Consider the following 333-nt stretch of genomic DNA (forward strand, 5'->3'; position numbering starts at 1 on the left):
CTTGCCTTGGTTTGAAGGTTTGCCCAAACCCGCGCCAAGGATCAAATCCTCCGCCACGCCTTTCGAGGTCAAATGGTCCCAAAGGTTCTGCCAACCAGGTGGCGCGAACCCGATCTCCCAGCGGTCCAGTGCTTCATCGCGAAGTCCACGGCCCGCCAGATAATCGCGTGCTGCGGTCCCTGCCCCGGTTTTCAGCTGCAAACGATAAAACAGCACCGCCTGCTCCATGACGTCCGCCAACAGCTTACGACGGTCCACTTTTTTCTGCGCCTCAGGATCACGCGCAGGCATGGTCATCCCCGCCTCATCCGCGAGGATCCGAACCGCCTCCAT

General features: G+C 60.1%; 1 pseudogene. It reads right to left on the reverse strand.

What is annotated here, in order from left to right:
• A pseudogene (locus ACFWW2_RS17255) lies at window positions 1–333 on the reverse strand (DNA primase); the annotation flags it as partial.

It is taken from the genome of Yoonia sp. R2-816, from assembly GCF_046762905.1.
In the GTDB taxonomy this organism is placed as follows: Bacteria; Pseudomonadota; Alphaproteobacteria; order Rhodobacterales; family Rhodobacteraceae; genus Yoonia.